Source organism: Pseudarthrobacter siccitolerans (assembly GCF_001046895.1).
Classification (GTDB): Bacteria; Actinomycetota; Actinomycetes; order Actinomycetales; family Micrococcaceae; genus Arthrobacter; species Arthrobacter siccitolerans.
This window is the reverse complement of record NZ_CAQI01000030.1, coordinates 33,666-55,374: the sequence shown is the minus strand read 5'-3', so window position 1 is coordinate 55,374 and position 21,709 is coordinate 33,666. Positions and strand designations below refer to the sequence as shown.

25 protein-coding genes are annotated in these 21,709 nt (G+C 65.5%); 11 read left to right on the top strand and 14 right to left on the bottom strand.

The annotated features are described in order from the left end of the window. Positions 1–91 precede the first annotated feature (91 nt). The 7 genes from ARTSIC4J27_RS04330 to ARTSIC4J27_RS04300 all read right to left on the bottom strand — a co-directional run bounded on the left by ARTSIC4J27_RS04330 (position 92) and on the right by ARTSIC4J27_RS04300 (position 5,528). Positions 92–544, bottom strand: a complete 453-nt coding sequence (locus ARTSIC4J27_RS04330; RefSeq protein WP_050053991.1) for an SgcJ/EcaC family oxidoreductase — start codon at positions 542–544, stop codon at positions 92–94. After that, complete coding sequence (locus ARTSIC4J27_RS04325; RefSeq protein WP_050053990.1) at positions 537–1,550, bottom strand: alpha/beta fold hydrolase; 1,014 nt, start codon at positions 1,548–1,550, stop codon at positions 537–539. The genes ARTSIC4J27_RS04330 and ARTSIC4J27_RS04325 overlap by 8 nt, the downstream gene beginning before the upstream one ends. A 62-nt stretch (positions 1,551–1,612) precedes the next feature. After that, positions 1,613–1,984 (bottom strand): cupin domain-containing protein, encoded by a 372-nt coding sequence (locus ARTSIC4J27_RS04320; RefSeq protein WP_200900748.1) that lies wholly within the window; start codon positions 1,982–1,984, stop codon positions 1,613–1,615. Positions 1,985–2,018: 34 nt separating this feature from the next. Then, positions 2,019–2,393 (bottom strand): cupin domain-containing protein, encoded by a 375-nt coding sequence (locus ARTSIC4J27_RS04315; RefSeq protein WP_050053989.1) that lies wholly within the window; start codon positions 2,391–2,393, stop codon positions 2,019–2,021. 170 nt (positions 2,394–2,563) lie between these two features. Then, positions 2,564–3,388 (bottom strand): ABC transporter ATP-binding protein, encoded by an 825-nt coding sequence (locus ARTSIC4J27_RS04310; RefSeq protein WP_050053988.1) that lies wholly within the window; start codon positions 3,386–3,388, stop codon positions 2,564–2,566. Further along, positions 3,385–4,476: a FecCD family ABC transporter permease gene (locus tag ARTSIC4J27_RS04305; protein WP_050053987.1), complete on the bottom strand. Its 1,092-nt coding sequence runs from the start codon at positions 4,474–4,476 to the stop codon at positions 3,385–3,387. Before ARTSIC4J27_RS04305 ends, ARTSIC4J27_RS04310 begins: the two co-directional genes overlap by 4 nt. Continuing rightward, positions 4,473–5,528 carry a FecCD family ABC transporter permease gene (locus ARTSIC4J27_RS04300; RefSeq protein ID WP_083435309.1) on the bottom strand — a complete coding sequence of 352 codons (1,056 nt, stop codon included), beginning with the start codon at positions 5,526–5,528 and terminating at the stop codon, positions 4,473–4,475. The genes ARTSIC4J27_RS04305 and ARTSIC4J27_RS04300 overlap by 4 nt, the downstream gene beginning before the upstream one ends. 136 nt (positions 5,529–5,664) lie before the next feature. On the opposite strand from ARTSIC4J27_RS04300, the gene ARTSIC4J27_RS04295 reads away from it, so the two are divergent. The 3 genes from ARTSIC4J27_RS04295 (at position 5,665) to ARTSIC4J27_RS04285 (ending at position 8,163) form a co-directional block, all read left to right on the top strand. Further along, the gene (locus ARTSIC4J27_RS04295; protein ID WP_235436532.1) at positions 5,665–6,666 is read left to right on the top strand and encodes an ABC transporter substrate-binding protein; all 1,002 of its coding nucleotides are present in this window, start codon (positions 5,665–5,667) and stop codon (positions 6,664–6,666) included. A 102-nt stretch (positions 6,667–6,768) separates the two neighbouring features. Further along, entirely contained in the window at positions 6,769–7,737 is a 969-nt protein-coding gene (locus ARTSIC4J27_RS04290; RefSeq protein WP_050053984.1) for a siderophore-interacting protein, read from the top strand. Positions 7,738–7,878: 141 nt separating this feature from the next. Continuing rightward, positions 7,879–8,163: a DUF1540 domain-containing protein gene (locus ARTSIC4J27_RS04285; protein ID WP_050053983.1), complete on the top strand. Its 285-nt coding sequence runs from the start codon at positions 7,879–7,881 to the stop codon at positions 8,161–8,163. Positions 8,164–8,281: 118 nt separating this feature from the next. Here ARTSIC4J27_RS04285 and ARTSIC4J27_RS04280 read toward each other — a convergent pair whose 3' ends face one another. From ARTSIC4J27_RS04280 to ARTSIC4J27_RS04260, 5 genes are all read right to left on the bottom strand, one after another. Next, positions 8,282–9,454, bottom strand: a complete 1,173-nt coding sequence (locus ARTSIC4J27_RS04280) for a carboxylate-amine ligase (protein ID WP_083435304.1) — start codon at positions 9,452–9,454, stop codon at positions 8,282–8,284. A 16-nt stretch (positions 9,455–9,470) separates the two neighbouring features. Continuing rightward, positions 9,471–11,015 (bottom strand): M20/M25/M40 family metallo-hydrolase, encoded by a 1,545-nt coding sequence (locus ARTSIC4J27_RS04275; protein WP_050053982.1) that lies wholly within the window; start codon positions 11,013–11,015, stop codon positions 9,471–9,473. Positions 11,016–11,018: 3 nt separating this feature from the next. Continuing rightward, positions 11,019–11,372, bottom strand: a complete 354-nt coding sequence (locus ARTSIC4J27_RS04270; RefSeq protein WP_050053981.1) for a hypothetical protein — start codon at positions 11,370–11,372, stop codon at positions 11,019–11,021. A gap of 65 nt (positions 11,373–11,437) precedes the next feature. After that, complete coding sequence (locus ARTSIC4J27_RS04265; RefSeq protein ID WP_050053980.1) at positions 11,438–11,845, bottom strand: four-helix bundle copper-binding protein; 408 nt, start codon at positions 11,843–11,845, stop codon at positions 11,438–11,440. A 235-nt stretch (positions 11,846–12,080) separates the two neighbouring features. Beyond that, entirely contained in the window at positions 12,081–12,359 is a 279-nt protein-coding gene (locus ARTSIC4J27_RS04260) for a hypothetical protein (protein WP_050053979.1), read from the bottom strand. A gap of 555 nt (positions 12,360–12,914) precedes the next feature. Here ARTSIC4J27_RS04260 and ARTSIC4J27_RS04255 point away from each other — a divergent pair. The 5 genes from ARTSIC4J27_RS04255 to ARTSIC4J27_RS04235 all read left to right on the top strand — a co-directional run bounded on the left by ARTSIC4J27_RS04255 (position 12,915) and on the right by ARTSIC4J27_RS04235 (position 17,152). After that, entirely contained in the window at positions 12,915–13,172 is a 258-nt protein-coding gene (locus ARTSIC4J27_RS04255) for a hypothetical protein (RefSeq protein ID WP_050054040.1), read from the top strand. 31 nt (positions 13,173–13,203) lie between these two features. After that, on the top strand, positions 13,204–13,449 hold the full coding sequence (locus tag ARTSIC4J27_RS04250) for a hypothetical protein (protein ID WP_235436531.1): 246 nt from the start codon (positions 13,204–13,206) through the stop codon (positions 13,447–13,449). A gap of 159 nt (positions 13,450–13,608) precedes the next feature. Next, complete coding sequence (ctaC, locus tag ARTSIC4J27_RS04245; protein WP_407681115.1) at positions 13,609–14,490, top strand: aa3-type cytochrome oxidase subunit II; 882 nt, start codon at positions 13,609–13,611, stop codon at positions 14,488–14,490. Continuing rightward, positions 14,491–16,245, top strand: coding sequence for an aa3-type cytochrome oxidase subunit I (ctaD, locus tag ARTSIC4J27_RS04240; protein ID WP_050053977.1), 1,755 nt, complete (start codon positions 14,491–14,493; stop codon positions 16,243–16,245). 148 nt (positions 16,246–16,393) lie between these two features. Beyond that, positions 16,394–17,152, top strand: a complete 759-nt coding sequence (locus ARTSIC4J27_RS04235) for an SDR family NAD(P)-dependent oxidoreductase (RefSeq protein WP_050053976.1) — start codon at positions 16,394–16,396, stop codon at positions 17,150–17,152. 124 nt (positions 17,153–17,276) lie between these two features. On the opposite strand, the gene ARTSIC4J27_RS04230 is transcribed toward ARTSIC4J27_RS04235, so the two are convergent. Together ARTSIC4J27_RS04230 and ARTSIC4J27_RS04225 are read right to left on the bottom strand one after the other, a co-directional pair. Further along, positions 17,277–18,227 carry a manganese catalase family protein gene (locus tag ARTSIC4J27_RS04230; RefSeq protein WP_050053975.1) on the bottom strand — a complete coding sequence of 317 codons (951 nt, stop codon included), beginning with the start codon at positions 18,225–18,227 and terminating at the stop codon, positions 17,277–17,279. Positions 18,228–18,323: 96 nt separating this feature from the next. Then, positions 18,324–18,818 (bottom strand): DUF2243 domain-containing protein, encoded by a 495-nt coding sequence (locus tag ARTSIC4J27_RS04225; protein ID WP_235436530.1) that lies wholly within the window; start codon positions 18,816–18,818, stop codon positions 18,324–18,326. 274 nt (positions 18,819–19,092) lie between these two features. Between ARTSIC4J27_RS04225 and ARTSIC4J27_RS04220 the strand changes: the two genes are divergently transcribed. From ARTSIC4J27_RS04220 to ARTSIC4J27_RS04210, 3 genes are read left to right on the top strand one after another with little or no spacing between them, the layout of a single operon-like run. Beyond that, positions 19,093–20,241, top strand: coding sequence for a zinc-dependent alcohol dehydrogenase (locus ARTSIC4J27_RS04220; RefSeq protein ID WP_050054038.1), 1,149 nt, complete (start codon positions 19,093–19,095; stop codon positions 20,239–20,241). Positions 20,242–20,254: 13 nt separating this feature from the next. Continuing rightward, positions 20,255–20,866, top strand: coding sequence for a hypothetical protein (locus tag ARTSIC4J27_RS04215; RefSeq protein WP_050053974.1), 612 nt, complete (start codon positions 20,255–20,257; stop codon positions 20,864–20,866). Beyond that, positions 20,863–21,633 carry an MBL fold metallo-hydrolase gene (locus tag ARTSIC4J27_RS04210; RefSeq protein ID WP_050053973.1) on the top strand — a complete coding sequence of 257 codons (771 nt, stop codon included), beginning with the start codon at positions 20,863–20,865 and terminating at the stop codon, positions 21,631–21,633. Before ARTSIC4J27_RS04215 ends, ARTSIC4J27_RS04210 begins: the two co-directional genes overlap by 4 nt. Positions 21,634–21,709 lie beyond the last annotated feature (76 nt).

Sequence of the window (21,709 nt, the reverse complement as noted above, 5' to 3'; positions counted from 1 at the left end):
TCCAGCACACGGGCCGACCAGGCTTCCCGGCTCTCCGGTCCACATCATACAAGTGCCCGATGGCCGGCGGAAGTAGTCTTGGCTGTTGGCTTCACTTTGGAAGCAGTTGATGCAGCTCTGCCGTCATCGCGTTGACCAGCTCGGGCCTGCCATGGAACTGAGCGGGCGTGTTCTGGAAGAGTTCGATGCCCCAGACCCCGTCCTCGCGCACGGCCACCAGCGTTTGATGGGCGTTGGTTGCCGGTGAAATGTCCACCCGGCCCGGGGGCACCAGTCCGGCGATGGCGGTCAGCAGCGCGGTATCGGGTGCGAGCCGGCGTACTTCGCGCACCTTGGTGACGTACGTGGCGGTGGCGTGACCCTTGAAGATGGGATCGAGGTGCCGGAAGATCTCATCCGGTCCGGTAGCGGTGCTGCCATCGAACCCGATCTGGAGCCCGCCTTTCCTGAAGCAGTCCGCCATTGCCCGGGCGTCCCGCCTGTTCCAGGCACCGATCAAGGCCTCATACAACCCGCGGACTTCAGTCAGTTCCGAATCACCCATTTCCGCCCCCCAGGAACGTCCGGATAGTCTCTGCCATTTTCGGCGACTGCGTCCAGTGCAGGTAGTGGTTGCCTTCGAGTTTGACGATCTCGTGGCGTTTTACGTTCTGCAGCAGGTTCTCCGCCGCGGCAGCTTTTTCCGCCGTGTGCTCGGTCTTTTCGTCGGCGACGAAAGCCAGGACGGGCAGGTCGTCCGGATACGTCACACCGCGAAGGGCAACGGAGTTGTTCCCGATCCGGGCCGTCTCATCCACCACGGCCGGGTTGCCGAAATTCCAGTTCATCATCATCCGCATGCGCCGCAGCTCGTCGTCGGTATAGGCCTTGCTGTCCGGGTCGATGAGGCCGGGCGCCACCGAGGTCACCGCGCGGAACACTCCCGAGACCACCAGGGCCCGCTGCCAGTTGAACTCCGGCTGCGGGTCCGGCACCGGTTCATTCCCGGGCTTCGGAATGGTGGCGTCGATGCCCACCACCGCAGCCACCTCCGAACGGTACCGGTTGGCGTAGTCAAGCATGTAGAAACCGGCGATCGAGTGCCCGGCCAGCACATACGGCTGCTTCACCTGAAGCTTGGCCAGCACTTCGTGCAGCTCGTTGCTGATGTTCTCGTTGGTCCGCGGGCCGGCTTCCGGGTCGCTGTAGCCATACCCGAAGCCCTCCACCACGATCGCGTCGAAGCCGTTGAGCTCACGGATCAAGGGCTGGAAATCGAGGGCAGGAGCCGGCGTTCCCAACCCGCTCAGGAGGACGATCGGCTGGCCCGCCTGGCCGTTCCGGGAGACGTTCAGAAAACCGCTTCCGACGGCGACTCGCTCACCGTAGGCAGGCGTGTTCGCCTTTTCCGTCCGCTCCAGGATCAGGTTGACCGCCATGGACAGAAGGATCAGCCCCAGGATGATGAGGGCGGCGATCCCGGCACGCCACAGCCCGCGCCGGGACTTCTTGCGGGGCGGGTGGGCGGTGGCGCCCTGCCGCTCGGAGGCTTGTTCAGGAAATGCATGCATGGAATGCCGCTCCTTACTGGACCCTTCGTACGGGACCCGGCCGCCCGCCGTCGGCCGCTGTTCTATTCCGCTTCCAGGTTCTTCGCCACTACCGCGAGGGTGCGCTGCAGTTCCTCCGTGGGGCTGAACTCTACCAACACCGTCCCGGGAGCAAGCTCGTCGGTATGCCCGGGCGGCGTGTAGTACGCCTCCCCTGCCTCCACCACCTCGTCGCCGTCCGGCATATGCATGATGAGCTGGCCCTTCACCACGTAGCCCCAGTGATGGCTTTGGCATCTGTCGTCGGGCAGTCCCTTGTAGTACGGTGTGAAGTCGCCGCCCTCTTCGAACTGCTCAAACGCGATGGTGTAACCGTCCGCCTCTTTGTAGCGGCCCTCGTAGCCCGGCATGCGCTCAACGCGCGCGGAACCGTCGTCGATCGTCAACTTTGCCATGATCCTGTTCCTTGTCCTTGTCTTGTTTCCGGGATCAGGCAGGCTTGGCAAAAGTGGCTGCACTCATGATCTCGTACGCCACGAACGGCTGGTCGCCTTCGACCCACGCGTCATGGCCCGCCGGAATGGTGTACGCGTGCCCGGGGACCACCGTGGTCCGCGTGCCGTCGTCCATTTGTACTGTCAGCGTTCCCGCCGCGCAGATCCCCACGTGATTGACCTGGCAGCTGTCCGTATGCACCACGGTCTTGATGGTCTCGGACCACCGCCAGCCCGGCTCGAAAGTGAACCTGCCCAGGGTGGTGTCTCCGACGTTGACCACATCCACGGCGGTCTTGGGCGGGCGGCGCCGTTCATCGGGTTCGTCGAATGACTTGGCTTCAAGGGCTCTGACTGTTTCTCCGGCCATTTCCTTCTCCTGATGGGAGTTAGTGGAACTATTCATCCGGAGCGCCCAGACCGCTCCCGGGCTTCGTTGGCCGGCCTAGGTGAGGTCTAATGCCGTGCCAACACTGGCACCCAGCGGTATCAGCGTGCGCCTGGGGGCGGGCCCTGTCAATAGATCCGCCGGTGAGCGGCTCACCCTCCCCCGGGCAGAGCCGGTGCCGCGTGCCCCAGAGGGATCACGTGGGGGCGCCCGTCCGTGGGTTCGTTGACCACGTGGGCGTCAAGGTCGAAGACCTCGCGGAGGAGTCCGGGGGTGACGACGTCGGCCGGGGCGCCCTGGGTGACAATCCGGCCGTCCTTCATGGCCACGATGTGGTCCGAGTACCGGGCGGCCAGCGAGATGTCGTGCAGCACCATCACCACCGTCCTGCCGCGTTCCCGGTTGAGCCGGCGGACGAGTTCCAGGACATCCACCTGATGGGCCAGGTCAAGGTAGGTAGTGGGCTCATCCAGGAGCAGTATGCCCGTTTCCTGCGCCAGCGTCATCGAGATCCACGCCCGTTGGCGCTGGCCGCCGGAAAGGTCCTCCAGCGGCATGTCCGCCAGTGCGCTGATGTCGGTGGCTTCGAGTGCATCCTCCACCACGCCCTGGTCCGCAACGGAAAACTGCTGGTACCACTTTTGCCTGGGGTGCCTGCCCCTGGACACCAGATCGGCCACTGTCAGGCCTGACGGTGCGGTGGGCGTCTGCGGCAGGACACTGATCCGGGTGGCTATGTGCCGGGTGGATTGTGCGCCCAGTGGTTTGCCGTCAAGGAGGACCTGCCCCGAGCGGGGGGTGAGCAGCCGGCCCAGGCCGCGCAGCAGTGTGGACTTGCCGCAGCCGTTGGGCCCGATGATGGAGGTGATCCGGGCATGCGGGACGCTCAGCGTGAGGTCCTGGATGATGGCGGGGCCGTCGTATCCAAGGCTGAGGTTCTCGGCAGTGAGCCCGGTGTGGCGGGTGGGGATGGTCAACTCAGCCTCCGCTGGTACTTGAGGAGCAGGTGGATCAGGAAGGGCGCGCCCAGGACAGCGGTGGCAACGCCCACCGGCAGGGGCACGCTGAGGGCGTTGGCTGAGACAGTGTCCGCCAGCAGGACGAAGACCGCGCCAACAAGCGCCGACACTCCCACGGGCGGGGTAACGCCGGCTGTCAATGACCGGGCGATCTGCGGGCTGGCCAGGGCAACAAAGGCCACCGGCCCGGCGGTGACCGTGGCAACGGAGGCCAGCAGCACGGCGATGGTCAGGACGATGATCCGTACCGTCCCGATCCGGACACCAAGCCCGATTGCGGTATCGTCACCGAGGCTGGTCAGCAGCAGCCACCGCCCGCTTGCCACCGCGGCAAGGATGAGGACGACGGCGGCAGCCGCCATGGGCTGGACGGTCGCCCAGTCCTTGCCGTTCAATGAGCCCGTCATCCACGTGAGCGCCTGCGCGGCGCTCGTGACATCGCCCAGGGTCAGGATCCAGGTGGTCAGGCTGGCGGCCAGGCCGGAAATGCCCAGGCCTGCCAGGACCAGCCGGTAGCTGTCCAGGCCCCGCCGGTAGGCAAGAAGATAAACAGCAATACCGCTGAGGATTCCGGCGGCGAAGGCTGCGGCCGGCATCCCCACGGTGGCTGCAATCCCGCTGAGGCCGGCATGCCCGCCTCCGGCTACCACCAGGACGGCCACGGCCCCCAACGATGCCCCGGCCGTCACTCCCAGCAGGTCAGGACTGGCCAAAGGGTTCCGGGCCACCGTCTGGGTGATGGCTCCCGCTGCGGCCAACGACGCGCCAACCACCACTGCCGCGACCATCCGCGGGGCCCGGAATTCGGTGACTGCCAGGTGGATGCGGGGCTTGCCGGCATCTCCGAGCAGGGCCGCCAGGACATCCGGATACGGCATGGGAGTTCCGCCGAAGGCAACGTGCAAAGCCATGGCTCCCACCAGGACAACGGCGAGCACAGCGGCAACGAGGAGCACCCGGAGGTTGAGTCGGACCGATGCGGGGCCGATCCGCAGCGCCCTGATCCGGATGTTGCCCGTATGGGGCCGGGTGCCGGTGATGGTCATAGTGTTGCCAGCCTGCGCCGGCGGGCCAGGTGGATGAAGAACGGCGCACCGATGACCGCCAGGACCACCCCCACCGAGAGCTCGCCCGGCCGCGCCACCACCCGTCCTGCAGTATCAGCCAGCAGCAGCAGGGTGGCCCCTGTCACTGCGGAGACCGGCATCAGGATGCGGTAGTCAGGTCCAGTAAGGGCGCGGGTAAGGTGCGGGACCAGAAGACCGGCGAAGGCGATGGGGCCGGCCATGGTGACGGCGGAACCGGCCAGGAGGGTGACGGCTGCGATGCCCACGGAGCGGGCCCTCAGGACCGAGATTCCCAGGGAGACGGCGGTGTCGGCTCCCAGCGCGAGGGCGTTCAGCGGGCGGATGTTCAGGATGGCCAGCACCGATCCGGCCAGGACAAAGGGCCAGATCATTGACACCACGCCGCTTTGACCGGCCAGGGAACCCACTTGCCAGAACCGCAGCGTGTCCAGGGCCTGATCGTTGAGCAGGACAATTCCCGCAACCAGCCCCGAACAGAGGGCAGTCACTGCCGCCCCTGCCAGCACCAGTGTGACGGGCGTGGACCCGTGGCGGGCGGCGGAGCCGATGGCAAAGACCAGCACGCTGGCTGCCAGCGCGCCGGCGAAGGCCAGGCCGGCCTGCGTCAGTGACGGCAATTGCCCGGCCAGCGCAGTGGCGGCAACGATGGCCAGCGCAGCTCCCTGGTTGATCCCCAGCAGACCGGGGTCCGCTACAGGGTTCCGGGTATGCCCTTGGACCAGGGTTCCCGCCAGGCCCAGGCAAATTCCGGCAACAATGGCCAGCACCGTGCGGGGCCAGCGCAGTTCCCGGATGGTGATATCCATAACGCTGCCGTCCGGGGTGAACAGGGCATGCCACGCGTCCTGAAGCGAGGAGGGCTGGCCGCCGATGCAAAGACTCAACATCACGGCCGCGGCGAATGCTGCCCCGGTAAGGGCGAGCCACCGGAGGCCGCGCCGTCGGGGTCCGGGGCCGGTCCGGGGAGCGGGTGGCCGCCCTGGGGCAGCCACCGCCCCGGCAGTCTCCATGGTCTTCACGTGGTCCTTCTATTACGTCACTGGTTTGTGAGCTAAATCCTCAAAGCCTGCTACAGTCTACGGCAGACATAGGTAAGCCTCCCCTAACATGTCCTATCCCCGTCACATCGTTTCGAAAGCGATCTCCGTGAAAACACGCATCCGCAAGCAGCTGACTGCTGTTACTGCCGCACTCGCACTGCTCGCCACCGCCGGCTGCAGCACTCCGGCAACGTCCACGCAGCCCAGCGCTGACGCCGCAGCAGCCGGTTACCCCCTGACCATGGAACACACCATGGGTTCGACCACCATCGACACCGTTCCCAAGCGCGTCGTCGCCCTGGACCCGAGCTACATCGACGCCGCCCTCCTCCTGGAAGCCGACCTGGTGGGGTACGTGCAGTACCGGCAGGACCCCAGCGCACCCTTCGCCCCGTACCTGGGAGACGTAGCTGACGCCACCAAGGACGCCGTCAATGTGGGGACCCTGGCCGAGCCCAACCTGGAAAAGATCCTTGAACTGCAGCCGGACCTGATTGTCTCCGCCAAGGTCCGCCACGAGGCGCTCTACCCGCAACTGTCCAAGATTGCGCCCACCATCTTCTCCGTCAGCACCGGGCCCACCTGGAAGCAGAATGTGGTGTTCCTCGGCGAAGCCCTGGGGAAGAAGGACAAAGCCGAAGAACTGGTGAAAGCCTACGAAGAGCGGGCCCAAAAGGTGGGTGCCGAGATCCTGGCGAAGAAGCCGGACGCCACCTACTCGCTGATCCGGTTCACCGGCGGAGACACCGCACGCCTCTACTCCTCCAAATCCTTTATCGGCGAGATCATGACGGACATGCAGATCCCCCGTCCCAAGGACGCTCCGGACAGCCAGTCCGAGATTTTCGTTCCCCTCTCCTCCGAGCAGATCCTGCAGGGCGACGCCGGCCTGGTAATGGTCAGCGCCTTCACCCCGGCCGGTGCCGAGGGGGACAAAACCCGCGCCCAGCAGGAGAAGTTCCAGTCCAACCCCCTGTGGCAGCGGCTCCAGGGTGAGGTCAAGCCTGTTGATGACGCAACGTTCCTGGCATCCGTCAGTGTCCAAGGTGCCCACGCGGTGATCACCGAACTGGCGGACCACTTCGGTGTGGACCCCCACCTGCCATAACCCCCACCGGAGGCGGCGGCAGGGACCAGTACAAGACGGTCCCCGCCGCCGTCTCCGTCCTCCACTCCCCCGCGACCGCCGGGCAAGGAAGGAACACTTGCCATGAACACCGCGCCACAGACGGCTCCCTACCCGGTGCGGGTTTTCGACGTGACCGTCAGCCGGGTGCAGGACATCTCTGCCACCTTCCGCCGGATCACCTTCACCGGCCCCTCTTTGGATCGGTTCGGCCTCCAGGGGCCCACGCTGGATTTGCGGATCAAACTGCTGCTGCCGGTACCGGGCTACCCGGTGTCCCGGCCGGGGACTCCGGATGGGACCCTGCATGAAGGCTGGTACCAGGACTGGCTGCGCCTCGAGCAGCCGGGGCGCGGCTTCATCCGCAGCTACACTGTCCGCACGGTCAGGGCTGTTGCGGGCTTCCGTGAAGTGGATGTTGATTTTGCCCTGCACCCCCGCAGTGAGGGCCGAACTGCGCCTGCCTCCGATTGGGCCCGCGGCGCAGCGCCCGGAGAGAGCGCACTGATCATTGGTCCGGAAGCGGCGGCGCATACCGCCCTGCCGTCCGAAACAGGGATCAGGTGGGCCCCCGGGGAAGCACGGCGCGTACTCCTTGCCGGCGATGAAACGGCAGTGCCCGCGATCAGTTCCATTCTCGAAACGCTCCCGGCCCGGTTCACAGGGCACGCCTTCCTCGAAGTGCCGGATGCCTCGGACATCCAGGACATCCGCACCGGCTCGGGCGTCCACGTGACGTGGCTGCCCCGGGACGCCGGCAAAGCGGGCCGTGGCGATCTTCTGGTCGACGCCGTCCGCAGCGCCGTCGTCGGACAGGGACAGCCCCACCCGGTACAGACCGGCCTGGAAGCACCTGCCAATCGGGACGCGGTAAACCTCTACGCCTGGATAGGCGCCGAAGCGGGCACCGTCAAGATGCTCCGCAGGTACCTGGTGGGCGAGTTGGGGCTGGACCCCAAAGTGTCCGAGTTCCGCGGCTACTGGAGCCTGGGGAAATCCGGATCGGGCGTCAACGGCATTCCGGTCCAAACCCTGGCGCCCTGCGACTCCTGAACAGCCCAAGACCGCCGTTCCGCCGCGGCCGGAACGGAATTAGGTCAAACAATTGGGTCTTTTTGATCCACCCCATCGGGCCTACCGTAGGAAAACACAGGACGGCCACACCGGGCTGCCGAAGTACGGAGGATCTTAGAGATGACATCGCACGTCGCAGACTGCAGCGTAACCAACTGTTCCTTTAACGACCACACCAACTGCAACGCCGCCGCCATTACGGTCAGCGGCGCCGAAAGCCACGCCCATTGCGCAACATTCATTGACACCGGCATGCACGGCGGCCTCCCCAAGGTACTGGCCGACGTCGGAGCCTGCCAGCGCAGCGAATGCGTCCACAACGATCACCTGATGTGCCAGGCCCCGGAAATCCATGTCGGTCCCGGCGCGGACAACGCCGACTGCCTCACCTACGCTCACCAATAACCTTCGGAAGCCCTGGTGCTTGAGCGGGACCGCGGTGGTTGAGCCTGTCGACACCTGATTTCGACAGGCTCAACCACCGGACCACAGGCTCAACCACCGGGGCTTTCCGCTGCCCGCGCTAATCCGCCGGTACCCACACCGTGCAGTTCGCGGCGTCCGCCACCACAGCCTCAAGCTCCCCGGCGCGGTGCAGCACTTCCAGTTGCCGCGAAGCACCGGTGCCCTCGTAGAGCAGGTTGTCGATCAGTTCCTCCACCCGCTGCAGGTCCCCGATGTCCTCCAGTGCCTCCCGGATGTGGTCCAGCAGCACATTCACCACGGTGATGGCGGGCGAGGGTTGTAACGTCAGCGGGTCCAGGAGTTCCCCACGCAGTCCCCAGCGGCTCGCTTTCCAAGCGGCCAGCCTCACCAGTTCCGTGGGGACGGCCACGGGCGGGACGCCGTTCCGCCATTCCCGGGCCGCCGTCTCCACCAGCCCGCGCGCGATCCCTGCCAGCAGCACGGCGTTCTGCGGCCGGAGGCATACGTCCGCGATCCGGATCTCGACGGTGGGATAGTGCCGGGACAGCCGCGCGTCGAAATACACCATCCCTTCATCCAGCAGGACGCCGGTGCTTACCATGTCATGCACCAGCTGGTGGTAAGCCTCGGGCGAGCCGAGGATATCCAGCGGCCCGGCGGACGGCCAACGGCTCCACACCTGCGCCCGGTAACTGGCGTATCCGCTGTCCTGCCCATGCCAGAATGGCGAGTTCGCGCTGAGCGCGGACAGCACCGGAAGCCAGGTGCGGACGCGGTCCAGCACCGCCACGCCCTCTTCGTCGGAGTCCACGGAAACGTGGATGTGGCAGCCGCACGTGAGCTGCTCCCTGGCCGTCAGCCCGTACTCCTCCGTCATGGCGATAAACCGGCGAAGCTGCACAGGATGGGGATCGGTGGGCAGGGGTGACGTTCCCAGGGCCGCAGCCCGCACCCCAACCCTGCGCGCTTCGGCGTCCGCCATGGCCCGCCCCAGGATGATGTCTGCCTCCAGCGACGCCATGGTGGAGTGCGGAGGAGTGACCACTTCAATCATCTCCTGCTGGAATTCGGCGGTGAGGACGGGACCGCCGCCGGGACCGGCCGGCCGTTTGTAGCCCTCCAGCAGCCCTGCGGCCAACGGCACCGGCTCCCCCGTGTCCGGGTTCACCAGGAGCAGCTCTTCCTCCATGCCAAACGTACGACGGCGGCGCGCGTCTCCGCCGCTGCCTTCAGTTGCCGCCGGGGTGCCTTCCGCTCCAGAGCCGTCCATCGCCGTCGTCCTTCTGTCATTCCATCCGGGCCAGTTCGTCCCAGAAACAGGCAAGCGTCACCGCGCCATTCACCAGGACCGCGAGGTTGGCGCTCTCGTCACTGTCGTGCCAGTGGTCCTCCACCAGCCCGGTGCCGAAGAACAGGACAGGGGCGTCGATTGCCCGGGCGAGCAGCTCGGCGGGTCCGCCCCCGGCGTTGCCCATCCTGCCCACGCTGGCAGATTGGAAGCCGGTGGCCATGGCCCGTTCCAGCGCGGAAACCGTTGGATGCTCCGGGGTCAGGTACGCTTCCTGCGCTGTCTCCAGGTCAACGCTGAGGGTGTGACCAAAACTGTCCCCCACCGTGGCCTCCACCCACTGCCGCAGCTGCTCCGCCACCTTTTCCACCCGCTGGCCCGGCACAGTCCGGAAGCTCAGGTCCGCCGAGGCCACGGCCGGGACGGCGGCACGCGAAACGCCGATGGGATCGCCGGCGATCAGGGAGGTGACTTCGACGGCGGGCCGGAGCCACAGCCGCTCCAGCACCGTATAACCCCGCTCGCCGGTGACCGCGCCGGATTCGGACCGTTTCAGCCAGTCCGCCTCGCTGAAGGGAAGCTCCGCGAGCGCCTGCCGAAGGTCCTCCGGGGGCGGCTCGACGTCGTCGTAAAAACCGGGAATGGCGATCCGGCCTTCCCCGTCGTGCAGGAGCGCCAACAGCCGGCCCAGCTCGAAGGCCGGGTTGGGGGCGTTGCCGGATACCGCGCCGCTGTGGACATCGCGCTCCGGGCCGAACACTTCCAGGCTGGCGGAGAGCATGCCGCGCAGGCTGACGCAGACGGCGGGGTGGTCCTCGCGCCACAGCAGGGTGTCGGAGAAAAGAACCACATCTGCCTTTAGCCGGTCCCCCTGTTCCTCCAGCAGCTTGGCCAGATGCGTCGACCCGCCTTCCTCCTCCCCCTCGACGAGGTACTTCAGGTTGACGGCCGGCGCGGCGGTTGGGGCCGCGCTCCCGGTGGTTGAGCCCCTCATTCCGGTGGTTGAGCCTGTCGAAACCCCGGTGGAGTGAGAGAGCGTTTGGGATTTGGCCGCATTAAGTGAGAGAGCGTCGGGGGTGTAGGGGTCATTCGTGAGCGAGCGTTGGTGCAGGTGCGCGCGGAGGGACCAGAGATGGGCCAGGACCTGCCCCTTGGCGTCCGAGCTGCCGCGGCCGTAAAGCCTGCCGTCACGGACCACGGGTTCGAACGGCGCCGTTTGTTCCCAGTTCTCCGCCTTGACGGCGCGGACGTCGTGGTGGCTGTACACCAGGACGGTGGGTGTCCCGGGCGCCTCGCACCATTCCGCGTACACAGCGCGGGCCTCTCCCGTGGGCAGCACTTCCACGGTGGGGAAGCCCACGTCGCGGAACGCTGCGGCCAGCCAGTTGGCCGAGCGGATCAGGTCCTGAGCGTGCTCCGGCACCCCCAGCACGCCGGGCACTCGCACCCACTCGGCCAACTGGCCCTCCAGCTCGCCCTGCCGGGAGCGGACGAAGGCACGAAGGTCAGTGCCGCCGTCGTTATCCCCGCCCTGGTCAGCCACTGCTCACCGCGGCTGGTGCGGGTTGGTGGGAACCCCTTGGGACGGCGGGTTGATGGGAGGGCCGGGCACGTTGACAGTCTGCGAAGTGTCCGGCTGGCCGGTGTTGACTTCGGGGGTGCTGGGCGCCCGCGGCCCCCGCGGCTCGGCGCCGCCCTGCAGGTCATGGAGCCTCTTTTCGAGGATCTGCAGGATGGGCAGCCGGTTTCCGTGGGCCTTCTCGTACGTGATCAGCTGGGCGACGTCCGCCTCCTCCAGGCCGGAGATGCGCGACGGCAACGTCCCCACCGGCAGGTGGTCATAGTCCGGCAGCGGCAGGTCGCTGTGCTGTGGACCATTGTTCCGGGGTGCGTCGTTCATGGGTTTTCAACTCCTTATTTCGGTGGGACCAACAGGGCTACGTCAGTGAGGCCAGCAGCGCGGCGCTATTTCAGTGAGGCCAGCAGCGCGGCGCATGCCTGTTCACAGCGCCGGCACGCTTCCGCGCAGATCTGGCAGTGGTCGTGCATGTCCGCGTGCTTTTCGCATTCCTCCGCGCAGGTCCTGCAGGCGGTCCGGCACGCTTCCACCAGTGCGCGTGTGGTGGCCGGGTCGTAACCGGTGAGCCGAGAGAGCACCTTTCCGGTGGTTGCGCAGATATCCGCACAGTCGAGGTCCGTGCGGATGCACTTGGCAAGGTCCGCCACCATGTCCTCGCCCAGGCAGGCGTCGGCGCAGCCGGTGCAGGTCTGGGCGCATTCGTAGCAGGCGCTGATGCATTCAGACAGCTTGGTGACGTCCATATCGCCGAGGTCCTTGGGATATGCGTCGATCATGGACCGTATGTGGGTCATGCTGTTCTCCTGTTCCCTGGATTCTCCGAGCCGCCAACGTTATTGATAAGCACACTTACTTGTTTTAAGTTACCGGGACAGGCGCCGTTGGTACAGGGAAAGCACTACCCTCCCTGTACCGGGCGGCATGGCCGGGCCTGTCAGGCACTGGCCTCGGCCCCCAGGTGCGGCACGTGAGGCGCAGCGATGCTCCACGGAAGTCGGTGTGCCCTTATTTATGGAGCAGTGAGCGGGCCTATTCCGGTATGCCATCCAGGGCGGGCCTGCCCAATGCGCCCGAGGGGTTCCACCGGGCCTCGCTGCTGCCATCCACATGGCTGTACACGAGGTTCAACAGCTCCGCGGCCTTGAGGTTCAGCCGGCGCGACTCCTCCAGGGCACGGTCCAGCCGGGCAACCTCTGCCCGTAGCTCTGCGATATCAGTAGCGGCTATGGCCAGGCGCAGATTGATCTCTTCCAACGGGTCACTCAGAGGCTCGTGGTCGTGAATGGCCTCAATCAGGGGATCATGCATGGCAGGGCCTCACTTTCAATGGGCTGGCAGCCTTTCCCGCCTGGCGTCCCATGCGGGAACTGGTGCCGCGGGCCACCAAAGGCCGCGGTCGCCGTCGGCCTGAACGGCATCCCGCCCCGCGACATTGCGGGCGAGGGCACCCCAGCGCTGGACTGCAAATGGTTGGGCTTGGAAAGCATTCAGACTGCAACAGTGCATAAAACCTCTCAGCTGGTTCCCTTCGGACGGAGCTCATAAAAATGCGCGCCCGACGGGCTCTGCTTGCCGCCGAATGAAAAACATCATAAGCATGCTTATAAAGCTTGGGAAGACTTGTCTTGCTAATGCCCGTTTGTGTCGCCGCACTGGTGTGCCGCTGAAACGGCGGTAGCCGCGTCTGGCGGTCCCGGTGCTGCCGGGCACACCCCGCTTCCATGTACATACCCGCCCGCCGCGAGTAAATTCGGAAGTGTGACGCGGATGGTTCCCGTCCCTCCGCAGCCTGCTGCATAGGCTGCCGGAGTAGCTGCTGGAGCAGGCCGGTGGCATATGGTGCAGAACCGGAGAGAGCGTGAAATGCCGTCCTCCCATTTCCAGCAGTTCCTTGATGAAGCCACTACTCCCGACCCTTCGGCGGACCACCCGCTGGGGCCCGATTGCCTCTACGGCCTTTACGTCAGCTGGGCCTCGCTGCACGGTTTCCGGGCGAAATCAGACCAGGCCTTCCGCGCCGGCATGCTCCGGTGCAGAGTGGATCCGGATAATTGCCAGCTGCACATGACCGGGCCCGCGGCCGCCGATTACATCCTTTACAGTTACCCCGCCGTAGCCTGATGGCAGGTCCCGCGGCCAGGAGGGGGCAGCCATGGGATTCGATGTACACGAGCCGGAGGAACGCAGCCAGCTGAACCGCACGCTCTTGGCCGCCGATATCACCGTTTCGGAGCTCTGGTTGCGGTACTTCAGCATGAGCGGCATGGCCGGCGAGTATGAGGTCCAGGCCTACCTGGAGGGACTGATCTCCCTGCCGGCCCTCCAGCGCGACCTGCTGGCCATGGCCGCTGAGGAACTGAGCAGCGAGTCCCCGGGAACCCTGGGTCCGCCGGCCTGAGCCCACGCTTTCAGGCTTCGGCACTGCTCAGAAACCCTTCCCCTGCGGCTCCTTTCCGCGCTACTGTGGGCACACAACCCACTGGCCACGTGCCATGGGTAATTGGGCTCATGCAGTTGGGCCTCTGGAGCATCTCCGGAGGAGAACCGCGCGGTGAGCATCCCTAGACGAAACACTCTCGGATGGCGGCGCTGGGCTGCCCTGTCCGTTGTCCCGGCCCTGATGGCGTTGACCTCGTGCTCGGCCGAAGTCCAGCGCGGGTGGCTTCCCGGCGAAAGGGACACTACCGATCACACTCCCCTGGTCACGGACCTGTGGGTGAACTCGTGGATCGCGGCCCTGATTATCGGCGTCATCACCTGGGCCCTCATCCTCTGGTGCGTCATCGCTTACCGCCGCAGAAAAAACACGGAGGGCTTCCCGCGGCAGATGAGCTACAACCTCCCGCTGGAAGTCTTCTACCTCTCCGTGCCGCTGATGATCATCATGGTCCTGTTCGTCTTTACCGACCGGGACCAGCGGGCCATGGACGACCGTTTCGAGGACCCGGACGTGGTGATCGACGTCCGCGGCAAGCAGTGGGCGTGGGACTTCAACTACGTCAAGGAAGATGTCCACGAAGACCCGGGTGTGCAGGCCCACCTCGACGGCAACTGGGGCACGCCGGACCGGCTTCCCACCCTCTACTTGCCGGTCAACAAAAAGGTTGAACTGCAGCTGAACTCCCGCGATGTCCAGCATTCGTTCTGGGTGGTGGAGTTCATGCAGAAACGCGACTTGTACCCCGGCGAAAACCAGTACAACAGGTACATCGACATCGTTCCCACCCGCACCGGCGAGTACACCGGCAAATGCGCCGAACTCTGCGGTGAATACCACTCCGAGATGCTCTTCAAGGTCCGGGTAGTCACCGAGCAGGAATACAACAACCGCATTTCCGAACTGCGGGCCAAAGGCAATACCGGAATCCGGGGCGACGAATACGACCGTAACCCCCAACGCCCGGCCCTGGAACAGGCACAGCAAAGGACGGAACCCTAAATGACCACCACCGGGCAGAACCTGGGCGCAACGTCGGCCACCGCCGCACCGGCGGCGGTCAAACGGCCAAAAGGCAGCATTGTTGTCAGCTGGATCACCTCCACCGACCACAAAACCATCGGGTTTATGTACCTGATCGCGTCGTTTGTGTTCTTCTGCCTGGCGGGCGTGATGGCGCTGCTCATCCGGGCGGAGCTCTTCGAACCCGGCATGCAGATCCTGCAGACCAAAGAGCAGTACAACCAGTTGTTCACCATGCACGGCACCGCCATGCTGCTGATGTTCGCCACCCCGCTTTTTGCCGGTTTCGCGAACGTGATCATGCCGCTGCAGATCGGCGCACCCGACGTCGCGTTCCCGCGCCTGAACGCGCTGGCCTTCTGGTTCTTCCTCTTCGGCTCCATCATCGCAACCGCCGGCTTCATTACCCCGCAGGGCGCCGCCTCCTTCGGCTGGTTCGCCTACGCGCCGCTGTCCAACACCACCTTCACCCCAGGGGTGGGCGGGGACCTGTGGGTCTTCGGCCTGGCACTGTCCGGATTCGGCACCATCCTGGGCGCGGTCAACTTCATCACCACCATCATCTGCATGCGCGCCCCCGGGCTCACCATGTGGCGGATGCCGATCTTCACCTGGAACACGCTGGTCACGGCCATCCTGGTGATCATGGCCTTCCCGCCGCTGGCCGCCGCACTGTTCGCATTGGGTGCGGACAGGAAGTTCGGCGCGCACATTTATGACCCGGCCAATGGCGGGGCCATCCTCTGGCAGCACCTGTTCTGGTTCTTCGGCCACCCCGAGGTGTACATCATCGCGCTGCCGTTCTTCGGCATCGTCTCGGAGATCTTCCCGGTCTTCAGCCGCAAGCCGATCTTCGGCTATAAGGGCCTGGTCTACGCAACGATCGCCATCGCCGCGCTGTCCGTGACGGTATGGGCGCACCACATGTACGTGACCGGCGCCGTGCTGCTGCCATTCTTTGCGTTTATGACCATGCTGATCGCGGTTCCCACCGGAGTGAAGTTCTTTAACTGGATTGGCACGTTGTGGGGCGGATCGCTGACGTTCGAGACGCCCATGCTCTGGAGCTTGGGCTTCCTGATCACTTTCCTCTTCGGCGGGCTCACCGGCATCATCCTGGCCTCCCCGCCACTGGATTTCCACGTCTCGGACACGTACTTCGTGGTGGCGCATTTCCACTACGTGGTATTCGGCACCGTGGTGTTCGCGATGTTCGCGGGCTTCTACTTCTGGTGGCCCAAGTTCACCGGCACCATGCTGAATGAGCGCCTGGGCAAGATCCACTTCTGGATGCTGTTCCTCGGCTTCCACGGCACGTTCCTGATCCAGCACTGGCTCGGCGTGCTGGGCATGCCCCGCCGTTACGCGGACTACATGCCCGAGGACCAGTTCACCTTCATGAACCAGTTCTCCACCATCAGCTCCTACCTGCTGGGGGCGTCCCTGATCCCGTTCTTCTGGAACGTCTACATCACCTGGCGCAGGGGCAGGAAGGTCACAGTGGACGATCCCTGGGGCTTCGGCGCCTCGCTTGAGTGGGCCACGTCCTGCCCGCCGCCACGGCACAACTTCACCTCGCTGCCCCGGATCCGCTCGGAGCGCCCGGCGCTGGATCTGCACCACCCGGAGTTGAGCGTCCGCGAGCACGCACCCGTCCACAGCCCGGCGGCGGACGTCCTCGGCGCGGCCGACATCGGCGAACGGGACGTCCGCAGCCCGGACCCCAACCAGTAACAAGCAACCACGCCCCTGCCGGCGGGTCTCTCCGGAGCCAGCCGGCAGGGGTGCGTATGCCCGCAATGACCCAGTCGCTTTGACCCACACACATATCAGCTACCAGCGAGCCGGACGGTACCGCCCGGCTCTGAATTGAGGGATCAGCATGGCGCAGTTCACGGATAAGGTAGCCCTGGTCACGGGCGGCGGCTCGGGGATCGGTGAGGCCACCAGCAAAGAATTGGCAGCCAAGGGCGCCAAGGTTGTTGTGGTGGACCTGAACCTGGAAGGCGCCCAGCGCGTTGCCGGCGAGATCGGTGACGCCGGCGGCTCCGCGGCCGCATTCCAGGCCAACACAGGCAGCAAGGAAGACAACGAAAAGGCCGTCCGGTTCGCGGTGGACACTTATGGCAAGCTCAACTACGCCGTGAACAACGCCGGGATCGGTGGCAAGCCTGCCCCCGCCGGAGACTTCGACCTGGACGAGTGGGACAAGGTCATCAGCATCAACCTCAACGGGGTCCTCTACGGCATGCGCTACCAGATTCCCGCCATGCTCGAGGCCGGGGCCCGGCAAAGCGCGATCGTCAACATGGCGTCCATCCACGGCGTGGTGGCCGCACCGTTCAGTGGTGCCTACACGGCCGCCAAGCACGGCGTTGTGGGACTGACCAAAAACGCGGCGGCTGAGTACGGTGCACAGGGGCTGCGTATCAACTGCGTGGGCCCCGGCTACATTGCCACGCCCCTGCTGGAGAACAACCTGGACGAAGATGCCCGGAATGGCCTGGCCGCCAAACACCCCCTGGGCCGCCTGGGTACGGCCGAGGAGGTTGCCCACATGGTGGCCTTCCTGCTTTCTGACGAGGCCTCCTTCTCCACCGGCGGCTACTACCTCGTGGACGGCGGCTACACCAGCCTCTGACGGGCCAGTCCACCGACACGCAAAAACGCCGGCGCTCCCCGGAATTTCGGGGGCGCCGGCGTTTCTGCGCGTTGGAGAACGCCGGGGGACGGCTGCCCGCTGCTGGACAGCCGCCGGTCTGTTCCTAGGCCTTCGGCACTGTGGGGTTGTCTGCTTCCTTGAGCTCGATCTCTGCCGTGGCCTGGATAAGTGCGAGCAACTCCGGGTCGAGTCCCGGAGCGAATTCCTCTTTACGCTCGGGGGACATCGTTGCGGGGACGCCCGTGGGCATGACCTCAGTGGTCAGCTCGGTGCCATCATTCGACGGCGATGCCCCCCGATACAGTTTTCCCGCCTGGCTGAGGTTGTCGGCGCTGAAGGTGTACTGGACACTCTGCAGCCCCAAATCGAGCAGCTTCTTGACCTCAGGGAACTGCTCGGCGTTGGTTTTGGGGATGGGCAGGACCTTGCCCCAGTTCACTCCGAGGCTTTCGAGCGCCTTGGCAAAGGCGTTCTCATGCGCCTGGTCCCGGACAATCAGGTAGGCAATGGTGGAGCGGGCCGTCTTGTTGTCCGTCATCTCGTAGATGCGACATTTCTGCAGGCGGCCCGTGGATTCCAGCATCAGGTTATAAAGCAGGTCCAGGACGAGGTTCCCGCTGTTGTAGACGTAGGATCCACTCCATGGGTTACCCGCCGCATCCACGGGCAGCGCGCCCTGGGCACCCACGAGGTAGTGGTGGATGTTGCTGGTGTCCAGCGCGATCTTGAGCGGGGTGGCACCTTTGGCCCCGGGCTCGTCCACGGGATCAGTCTTTTTCCCCTGGTACCGCGGGGAACCGTCCAAAAGCTGAGCGATGGTGGTACCGATCAGCTCAACGTGGCTGATCTCTTCAGTTCCCACACCCTGAAGAAGGTCCTTGTAGGGCTTTGAGGCCGGATCGCCGCGGAAGTTTATGCTCTGGAACAGGTACTGCATCATGGTGCGCATCTCACCAAACTGGCCGCCCAAGCCTTCCTGCAAGGCATTTGCCGCTGCCGGATCAGGTTCATCGGCAGCAATTTCGTTGATGAGAAGTTCAGTATGCAGATACATGGTGGTTCCCTTCTTGTCGGTGGATGCCGTGTCTTTCTGCAGTTCCGTGCCGGCCGGAACTGTTGGCTCCTGCAGCCGATTTAATCAGCATGCTTACTATCTTGACCCAGCCGGGGCGATATGGCCAGACGTTGGACTGCCCCGAAACAGCAGCCACCCCGCCACGGCAAGGACCACGCTGAGGCCCAGGAAACCCAGGTCCCACGCGATTGGTCCGCCGAGGTCGTCCCGGACGTGGTGGATCTGCAGCAGCTGGTGGTTGACCAGGCCCTCGACGATGTTGAAAACGCCCCAGCCGCACAGGACCAGTCCGGTGTGGAACCGCCAGCTGGCGGACAGGCGTCCCTGCCGGCGGGCACGGACGGTGAGGACCGCCGCGGCCACTACCAGGACCCACATGGCGCCGTGGAACAGGCCGTCCGCGAGGGTGTTCAATTCCAGGCCGGCCACGGTTTTGGTGTTGCCGCCCTCGGTGTGGCTGAGCATGTGGTGCCACTGCAGCAGCTGGTGCAGGACGATGCCGTCCACAAACCCGCCGATCCCCATGCCGAAAAGGAAGGCCGGCGCTTTGGTGGGTACCTTCGCTTGCACACCAGCGCCTGCGCCGGAGGCCGCCGCAGGCGCGCTTCGCTCATCCTGTGACACTCGTCGGTACCCCCTGTTCCGGTGCGCCTTCCACCTTGTCCCTACCCGCCGTCGGCCGCCCTATGCACTCTGGACTCCGCTATCGGTGACCTTTTGCAGAAGCCTTGACCGGCTCCGGCGTCAGGTGGAAACGTAGGGCACGCGGTGCGCCTCCAGCAGCGGGGTGGTTCCTGCAGGCGAGGGAACCGCACTGCGAGCCACGACATGCGAGGTGGCGCTCATGCGAGCAATGGTTTACCGCGGCCCGTACAAAATCCGGGTCGAAGAAAAAGACATTCCCAGGATCGAACACCCCAACGACGCGATCGTGCGGGTCAGCACAGGGGCGATCTGCGGCTCCGACCTTCACCTGTACCACGGCATGATGCCGGACACCCGGGTGGGCATGACGTTCGGGCATGAGTTCGTGGGGGTGGTGCATGAGGTTGGCCCCTCGGTGCAGAACCTGTCCATCGGGGACCGCGTGATGGTCCCCTTCAACGTGTACTGCGGCTCCTGCTACTTCTGCTCCCGCGGCCTGTACTCGAACTGCCACAACGTCAATCCGAACGCCACGGCGGTGGGCGGCATCTACGGCTACTCCCACACCTGCGGAGGGTACGACGGCGGCCAGGCTGAGTTTGTGCGCGTGCCGTTCGCGGACGTGGGGCCCGCCAAAATTCCGGACTGGATGGACGAAGAGGACGCGGTCCTGCTCACCGACGCCCTTCCCACCGGCTACTTCGGGGCCCAACTCGGCGACATCGTGGAAGGCGACACCGTGGTGGTGTTCGGCGCCGGACCCGTGGGCCTGTTCGCCGCGAAGTCCGCGTGGCTGATGGGCGCCGGCCGAGTGATCGTGATCGACCACCTGGAATACCGGCTGGAGAAGGCCCGTTCATTCGCGCACGCCGAAACATACAACTTCGCCGAGTACGACGACATTGTGGTGCACCTGAAAAAGGAAACCGACTACCTTGGCGCCGACGTCGTGATTGATGCTGTGGGCGCAGAGGCGGACGGCAACTTCCTCCAGCACGTCACCGCCGCGAAGCTGAAGCTGCAGGGCGGATCACCCATCGCCCTGAACTGGGCCATCGACTCGGTCCGCAAGGGCGGCACCGTGTCCGTGGTGGGCGCCTACGGGCCAATCTTCAGCGCCGTGAAGTTCGGCGACGCCATGAACAAGGGCCTGACGCTGCGGATGAACCAGTGCCCGGTGAAACGGCAATGGCCACGGCTGTTCGAACACATCCGCAACGGGTACCTCAAGCCCAGCGACATCGTCACCCACCGCATCCCGCTGGAACACATCGCCGAGGGATACCACATCTTCTCCGCGAAACTTGATAACTGCATCAAGCCCCTCATCGTTTCCAACCCGGCCTGAAAGGAAGAGCACCATGGCTGACATTCCAACGCCTTACATCGGCGGCAAGCCCGGGCCCAGGGAGTCCGCGTACCAGTTGCGCGCCCGGATTCCGGGCTGGGGCGCGGACCTCGACCCGGCGGACAGGCCCTCCTACCCCCGGGAACAGCCAGGCATCCAGACGGGCGCACATTGGGACTTCCCCGAGCGCCAGCCGGAGGAATGGCCCCGGGAACGGTCCATCGAGCACGCGTTCCTGACTCCGGTATTTGGCACCTCGACGCCGCCTGCCGGAGTCTCGGGCGCCATCCGGAAGTATGCCTATGCCAGGTTCAGCGAGGGACGGGCCGCCCACTGGCTGCTGCTGGTTGCCGCGGACCGGGTGGACGCGTGGGAACACCACCTGCGGTCGCTGGCCACCTTGCGGCCGGACAACCCCGTCACCGAAACGGGCGTGCTCAGCGAGTTTTCCCGCCACGGGGTCCGCTCGCGGCTCGGACAGAAACGCGCCGACGTCAACCACCAGTGGATGGATCCTTTGCTGGTGGGCGGGCCCTGGGTCCTGGCCGGGCTGGGCGCCGCTGCCGCTGTTCGGGCGGTGCGGCGGGCTACAGGAGTGCGGCGGATGTCAGGAGTACGGCGGTGACGCAGGCTGCCGCCGGGCGGGCGGCATTCACCACCGTGGCCGAGGGAGTGCACCGCATCTCCGAGGCGTTCGTCAACTTCTACCTGGTGGAAAGCGCCGACGGGCTCACCCTCGTGGACTCCGGGCTGCCGGCCATGTGGAAGTCCTTGGCGGAAGCTGTCCGGGGACTCGGGCATTCCATCGGCGATATCAAGGCCGTGGTCCTCACCCACGCGCACTTCGACCACCTGGGCCTGGCGCACCGGCTGCATACGGAGTTCAAGGTGCCGGTGTGGGTCCATGGCGGGGACTCCTTCATCGCCCGCCACCCGTACCGTTACCAGCACGAAAAGTCCCGCTTTGTGTTCGCGCTGGCCCACCCACGGGGCTTTCCTGTCCTCGCCAGCATGACCAAGGCGGGTGCACTGCGGGTCCGGGGTGTGGACGATTTGACCCTCTTCCCTGCCCATTCCGGCACCCTGCCGGTTCCGGGGCAGCCCGAGGTGGTGTTCTCGCCCGGACACACCGCGGGGCACTGCGGGCTTTACCTGCGGGACCGGGACGTTCTGTTCAGCGGGGATGCACTCGTGACGCTCGATCCCTATTCCGGCCGGACCGGTCCGCGCATCGTGGCCGGCGCGGCCACCATGGACAGCCGGCAGAACCTGGACACGCTCACCCAGCTTGCGCAGACGGGCGCTTCCCTCGTCCTGCCAGGCCACGGCGAGCCCTGGACCGGCGGCATCGAGGAGGCGGTAGCTGCAGCCCGGCGGGAGGCGGCCTCCTGAATTTCGCCCGAATTCGACACGCACGTGCGCATTCGACGCGCAGATTCACACGCGCACCGCTTATATCCAGCGCGCC

Coding starts and splice junctions, on each gene's coding strand:
- ARTSIC4J27_RS04265 (WP_050053980.1), bottom strand. CDS start 11,845: ATGACCCACATACGGTCCATGATCGACGCATATCCCAAGGACCTCGGC.
- ARTSIC4J27_RS04270 (WP_050053981.1), bottom strand. CDS start 11,372: ATGAACGACGCACCCCGGAACAATGGTCCACAGCACAGCGACCTGCCG.
- ctaD (WP_050053977.1), top strand. CDS start 14,491: ATGACCACCACCGGGCAGAACCTGGGCGCAACGTCGGCCACCGCCGCA.
- ARTSIC4J27_RS04325 (WP_050053990.1), bottom strand. CDS start 1,550: ATGCATGCATTTCCTGAACAAGCCTCCGAGCGGCAGGGCGCCACCGCC.
- ARTSIC4J27_RS04280 (WP_083435304.1), bottom strand. CDS start 9,454: ATGGACGGCTCTGGAGCGGAAGGCACCCCGGCGGCAACTGAAGGCAGC.
- ARTSIC4J27_RS04290 (WP_050053984.1), top strand. CDS start 6,769: ATGAACACCGCGCCACAGACGGCTCCCTACCCGGTGCGGGTTTTCGAC.
- ARTSIC4J27_RS04230 (WP_050053975.1), bottom strand. CDS start 18,227: ATGTATCTGCATACTGAACTTCTCATCAACGAAATTGCTGCCGATGAA.
- ARTSIC4J27_RS04260 (WP_050053979.1), bottom strand. CDS start 12,359: ATGCATGATCCCCTGATTGAGGCCATTCACGACCACGAGCCTCTGAGT.
- ARTSIC4J27_RS04320 (WP_200900748.1), bottom strand. CDS start 1,984: ATGGCAAAGTTGACGATCGACGACGGTTCCGCGCGCGTTGAGCGCATG.
- ARTSIC4J27_RS04330 (WP_050053991.1), bottom strand. CDS start 544: ATGGGTGATTCGGAACTGACTGAAGTCCGCGGGTTGTATGAGGCCTTG.
- ARTSIC4J27_RS04285 (WP_050053983.1), top strand. CDS start 7,879: ATGACATCGCACGTCGCAGACTGCAGCGTAACCAACTGTTCCTTTAAC.
- ARTSIC4J27_RS04215 (WP_050053974.1), top strand. CDS start 20,255: ATGGCTGACATTCCAACGCCTTACATCGGCGGCAAGCCCGGGCCCAGG.
- ARTSIC4J27_RS04300 (WP_083435309.1), bottom strand. CDS start 5,528: ATGGAGACTGCCGGGGCGGTGGCTGCCCCAGGGCGGCCACCCGCTCCC.
- ARTSIC4J27_RS04255 (WP_050054040.1), top strand. CDS start 12,915: ATGCCGTCCTCCCATTTCCAGCAGTTCCTTGATGAAGCCACTACTCCC.
- ARTSIC4J27_RS04220 (WP_050054038.1), top strand. CDS start 19,093: ATGCGAGCAATGGTTTACCGCGGCCCGTACAAAATCCGGGTCGAAGAA.
- ARTSIC4J27_RS04235 (WP_050053976.1), top strand. CDS start 16,394: ATGGCGCAGTTCACGGATAAGGTAGCCCTGGTCACGGGCGGCGGCTCG.
- ARTSIC4J27_RS04315 (WP_050053989.1), bottom strand. CDS start 2,393: ATGGCCGGAGAAACAGTCAGAGCCCTTGAAGCCAAGTCATTCGACGAA.
- ARTSIC4J27_RS04250 (WP_235436531.1), top strand. CDS start 13,204: ATGGGATTCGATGTACACGAGCCGGAGGAACGCAGCCAGCTGAACCGC.
- ARTSIC4J27_RS04305 (WP_050053987.1), bottom strand. CDS start 4,476: ATGACCATCACCGGCACCCGGCCCCATACGGGCAACATCCGGATCAGG.